This window comes from Nonomuraea lactucae, from assembly GCF_003313395.1.
GTDB classification, from domain to species: Bacteria; Actinomycetota; Actinomycetes; order Streptosporangiales; family Streptosporangiaceae; genus Nonomuraea; species Nonomuraea lactucae.
Genome location: NZ_QNFZ01000434.1, coordinates 1 through 1112, shown reverse-complemented (window position 1 = coordinate 1112; position 1112 = coordinate 1). Strand labels below are relative to the sequence as shown.

The following is a 1112-nucleotide window of genomic DNA, read 5'->3' as shown; positions in this document are numbered from 1 at the left end:
GTCGGCCCGCGGCGAGCTGCCCACGCCGTCGCACACCACCGCCACGGTCGAGTCGCCGGCCGTGAGCAGCGCCATCGCGTCCTCGTTGCGGGCCCGGCGCAGGCCCTTGTGGGTGACCCCCGCGGCCCCGCCGCCGAGCACGGTCTCGTCGTCGTCCCTGCCGGTGGGCTGGCGCAGGCCGCACCGCTCGCAGTAGCCGTCGGCGTCCACGGCCGGCGCGTCGCAGGCGGCGCAGCGGGGAGCGTGCAGCGGGTGCCCGCACGCCTCGCAGAAGGAGTCACCGGCCACGACGGGGGCCTCGCAGACGGGGCAGCTCACAGCCACGTCCGGGGACGTACGGCGTTGGCCTGGTCGATCAGCGCGTGCCGCTCCTGGCGGGAGTCCGCGGCGGCGGCGAGCCTGCGGAAGATGCTCTCCAGCCGCCTGCGGATGGCCGGTTCGGTGAAGGCCGCGCCCGCGACCTGGACCTGGCCGGGCCGGTTGGCCGCGGAGTCGAGCCAGGCCAGCGCCGCCTGCAGCACCTCGGCGGTCATCGACTCGCGGCGGCGCGGGTCGAGGTCGGCCAGGTCGTCCAGCCGGTCGGCCGCCGCGGCGATCTCCTGCGGCTTGAGCGCCTGCGGGGCGGGCGCCCGCGCGACGGACGCGACGAGCGCGAGCTGGGCGGCGACCCGGTGGCTGGAGCTGGCGGGGACCTCGTCGAGCACCTCCATCCGGCCCGCGCGGGCCAGCCCGAAGGCCGCGCTCACGTACGAGTGGTCGGTGCGCCACACGCTCCCGTACCAGGCGACCGGGTCCCGGCGCTCGGACTCCAGGGCGAAGGCGAGGGCCAGCTTCGGCGCGCACTCGCCGGGCAGCAGGCCGACGCACCTGTCGAACAGGGGGACGGCCTGGCCGGTGTGCCCCCGGGCCAGCGCGTGGACGCCCTCGTACCAGGTGATCCGCCAGTCGCCCGGCAGCGCCCGCCCGGCGTCGGCGATGGCCGCGCCCGCGCCGTCCAGGTTCTGCTCGGCGAGCAGCCTGGCCCTGGTGAGCAGCGTCTCCGGGGTCTGCGGCATCGCCGCCACCTGGGCGACGAGCTGGGCCGGGTCGCGGCCGACCAGGCCCGCCAGCGC

Annotated in this window: 2 protein-coding genes; both read right to left on the bottom strand. The window is 77.8% G+C overall.

The window, feature by feature from the left end; translation table 11 throughout:
• Window positions 1–324, bottom strand: a 324-nt coding sequence (locus DQW85_RS22450; protein ID WP_205315321.1) for a zinc ribbon domain-containing protein, incomplete at its 3' end; no start/stop codon positions are given.
• Window positions 315–1112, bottom strand: a 798-nt coding sequence (locus DQW85_RS22445; RefSeq protein ID WP_275888239.1) for a tetratricopeptide repeat protein, incomplete at its 5' end; no start/stop codon positions are given. The genes DQW85_RS22445 and DQW85_RS22450, both read right to left, overlap by 10 nt.